Raw genomic sequence first — 4,337 nt, forward strand, 5'->3', positions numbered from 1 at the left:
GCTTTAACAGATGCTGGAAAGTATTTCAAAACTGAAGTGGATGCTATTTTTGCAAGACTGGAAGAAAGTAAAAATATAGTTCGGCAAATCCATTTAAGCCTTAGCGGTGAATTAAAGATCGGGTATATAAGTTCGGTCTATCAATCCTATCTGGCAGAAATTTTAAAGGCAATGCGCGAAGAATTCCCGTATATAAAAACAGGTTTATTTGAACTGCCAACAATAACCCAAATTGAAGCATTGGAGCAAGGGAAATTAGATGTAGGTATTTTAAGAGCACCTATTCTTTCCGAAAAATTAATTATTAAAACCTTATTTTTTGATCCTTTTGTAGTTGTTATTCCCTTTTCAGCAAAAAAGTTCAGCACAAATAAGGAACTGGCTGACTTTTTAAAAAAGAGCCCATTTATTTTTTTTAATAAGGAATTTGCACCTCATTATAACAATAARCTAATTGAAATTTGCAAACGGATGCAATTTACGCCCGATATTACTCATGAAGCTAATAATGTCCACTCTATATTACAATTAGTAGAAGCAGGACTTGGTGTGTCTATATTACCCCTATCGCTCAAAAAACAATATGAATATTTAAAAGTTTCATTTATTGAGTTGGAAAATATTCCTGTAAATACCGAAGTTGTTGTAGCTTACAAACAAACCAATAGAAATCCTGCATTAAAATGGTTTATTGATAATTACAGTAATACAAATAACTAACCTTTAATCAGATTTTTTCTAACTATAGATATTTCGCATATCTTTAATATTTAGTTTTATTGCCGACATTTCTAAAGACGAAATCACAGATTTTTTAAATCATCTGGATAACGGAAAGAATATATACTTCCATAAATTAAATTTTGATTTGGGAACTACGCTGATGAAGATTAGAGAACAGAGCAGTAGACCCAAAAAGTTATCAGATTTACTTATTCGCGTAGCTGTACTGGCTTTTGCAATTTTAGGGTTAGTGTGGATGTTTTTTAACAGTCCTCAGGGCAAACATCATGGCTCTTTGCAGAACGACGTCAACCTACCACTCGCTAAAAACGATATTCTTCCAGGCACAAACAAGGCAACATTAACTTTTGCCGATGGCAAAACGATACACTTAAGTCAAGCAAAGACCGGTGTAGTAGTTGATGGCTCAAGTTTAAAGTATAATGATAACACTGCAGTCATCTCTAACAATTCGCCATCTTCTCAAACCAGCCCCCGTCATCTCGACGACAGAAGAGATCTCTTGAATAGCACAGAAAAAATAACAGTTACCACCCCACGCGGCGGGCAATACCAAATCACATTACCAGATGGCACCAGGGTTTGGCTAAACGCAGCCTCCACTTTAAAGTTTCCGTCAAGTTTTGCCGGCACAGCGCAGCGTAAGATTGAATTAAGTGGTGAGGCTTATTTTGAGGTAGCCAAAAATAAAACCCATCCATTCATCGTAGTATCAAATGAACAGCTGGTAGAGGTGTTAGGTACGCATTTCAACATTAGCAATTATACTGATGAAGGTAGCATAAAGACTACCCTTTTAGAAGGAAGTTTAATTGTTACGTCATCCCGAGGGAAGCGCAGCGGAGAGGGATCTCTTGGTCATGCTACCTCAAGAGATCTCTCCTATCGTCGAGATGACGTAATCCTCAAACCTGGCCAACAATCCACGTTTACCCATAACAAGCCTATAGAGGTTAAGCAAGTTGATGCCAGTGATGTTATTGCCTGGAAAGATGGCAAATTCGCATTCCGAAATGAGTCTTTGGAAAGTATCATGCGTAAAGTTGCCAGATGGTATGATGTTGAAATCGAGTATCAAAACAATCAGATAGGCAAAGAAATTTTGGGAGGCTCATTTACCAGATCCGAACAGATTTCTACTATACTAACAACGCTTGAACTTGCCAGCGATGTACACTTTAAAATACAAGGCAAAAAAGTTATTATAACTAAATAATGAAGTTAAATTCAGTATTCATACTATCAATACTGTGCTTGCTCAGCACATCGGTAACGGCTCAAAAGCTCAATCTCGTAAAGAAAAAAGTCACTCTTGTTCAAGTCTTTAAAGAAATAACCAGGCAGACTGACTATCAGGTAATCTGGAATGAGCAAAAACTAAACGTAGATCAACGGATCGATGCAGATTTTCAAAATGTAAGTTTGCCCCAGGTCATGAACCGTATTTTATCAGGCCTCCCGCTTACTTACATCATTTCAAAAAAAATGATCATCATAAATTCCTCTCCGATTATTGATGTACATGGTATAGTAATAAATGAGCAGAATCAATTACTGGAAGGTGCAAGTGTCAGTGTTAAAGGAGAAAACAAAATAACTGTTACCGATGCTAAGGGCCAATACTTACTAAAGCGAGTAGATACCGGAGCCACACTGATTATTTCTTACGTGGGCTGTCAAAACAAGGAAATAAAGGCTTTAGCCAAAATGGAAAAGGTTAGCTTATCTTTAAATAACGATCTGCTAAAGGAAGTAGAAGTAGTAAGTACAGGTTATCAAAAAATACCAAAACAACGTGCCACAGGAAGTTTTGCATTGGTAGATAGCGTACAATTTTCACGCAAAGTAAGCCCTGATGTATTACCCAGATTAGAGGGAATTACCAGTGGTCTATTATTTAATAGGAATACAGTTAGAGCCAATTCTGGGCCCCTTGATTTGTCGGTTCGCGGCCGGAGCACCATTTTTGCAAACGATCAACMCCTCATCATTTTGGATAACTTTCCTTTTGATGGAGACTTCAATTTCATTAACCCAAATGACATCGCCACAATTACAGTTTTAAAAGATGCCGCGGCCACATCTATATGGGGGGTTAGGGCAGGAAATGGTGTGATTGTAATTACTACCAAAAGAGGTAAGAACCTGCAGCCTTTAAGTGTATCTGTAAATTCGAATGTTGCCATTTCCGGCAAGCCTGATCTTTCTTATAATCAAATTTTTTTATCCTCATCCGATTATATTGACATAGAAACATTTTTATTCAACCATGGAAAATATGATGAAATATTAAATAATCCTCAAAACTATAATGTAATTTCTCCCGTTGTCCAAATCCTAAACAAACAGCGAATGKGTCAATCTGCTGATGAAACGGCGCAACAATTAAATGTTTTACGGACTAAAGATGTAAGAAATGACGAGTTAAAGTATTTTTACAGGAGACCGGTTTCGCAACAATATGCCGTATCATTAAGTGGAGGAACGGCAAAAACAAATCATTATTTCTCTACCGGATACGACAAAACTGATGCGTCCTTGATAGCCAATAACAACAGCAGAATAACTATAAACAGTCAAAACACAATTCGTCCTGTTAAAAATCTCGAACTGGAACTAGGGTTGTATTATGTAAAATCAACCTCAAACGTAGATAGTGCCCTAAGCGAAATATCATCGCTTACTGCTCCCTATTATCAATTTAGAGATACAAATGGCCAAAATAATGTGTTCGACAGAAACTTTAGTTCCAGTTTCAAAAAAGACGCTCAAAACAATGGATTTTTGGATTGGTCATATTTACCCTTAAATGAATTGGGCAAATCTCCACTAATAATAAAAAATAATGATCTCCGGTTAAATGGAGGACTAACCTACACCATCATTCCAGGATTAAGCGCAACCCTTAAGTACCAATATCAGCAGTTTGATAGTAAGGCATCGCGCTATAACAGTATCGAAACTTACCAAACCAGACACCTCATCAATCAGTATTCTATCCTAACTTCCGGTATAGTTAGTGGCTACAACATCCCCTTAGGAGGAATTCTCTATACAGCTAATGGCAAAGCTTCTTCTAATAGTGTACGCACCCAATTAAATTATGAGAGAAGCTGGCAAAAAAGCACAGTTTCAGCTATTATAGGTTATGAAATCTCAGAATCTATATCTGACTTGAACAGGCAAACTAAATACGGATACGATCAGAATTCTGGCAAGTCAGCGGCTGTAGATACGGTAAGCTATTTTGATTTAAATCCGGTAGGTTCAGGCCGGATTGGAACCAACTATAACGTGTTTAAAAAAACAGATAGAATGCGTTCCTCTTATATTAACGTGGCTTATACTTACGACGGCAGATATACCCTTTCAGGAAGTGCAAGGGTTGACGGCTCTAATTATTTTGGTATAAAAACCAACCAAAAATATGTTCCATTATGGTCTGGAGGGGCACTATGGAATATCGACAGAGAAGATTTTTATAAGTTAAACTGGTTGCCTGTTTTAAAACTCAGGGCATCCTATGGTTATAGTGGCAATCTGGATAAATCTAACACAGGAATTACCACCTTAAGGTATAATGCATTAGGGGC

At 37.1% G+C, this 4,337-nt stretch carries 3 protein-coding genes; all 3 read left to right on the forward strand.

Going from position 1 to position 4,337, the window contains the following annotated elements; all coding sequences use genetic code 11:
- A partial coding sequence (locus AC1DG9_RS24700) for a LysR family substrate-binding domain-containing protein (protein WP_477635430.1) occupies nt 1–720 on the forward strand: 720 nt, incomplete at its 5' end.
- Nucleotides 721–883: 163 nt separating this feature from the next.
- Entirely contained in the window at nt 884–1,960 is a 1,077-nt protein-coding gene (locus AC1DG9_RS24705) for a FecR family protein (protein WP_477635431.1), read from the forward strand.
- A partial coding sequence (locus AC1DG9_RS24710; protein ID WP_477635432.1) for a SusC/RagA family TonB-linked outer membrane protein occupies nt 1,960–4,337 on the forward strand: 2,378 nt, incomplete at its 3' end. The genes AC1DG9_RS24705 and AC1DG9_RS24710, both read left to right, overlap by 1 nt.

Source organism: Pedobacter sp. 05L430 (assembly GCF_056397585.1).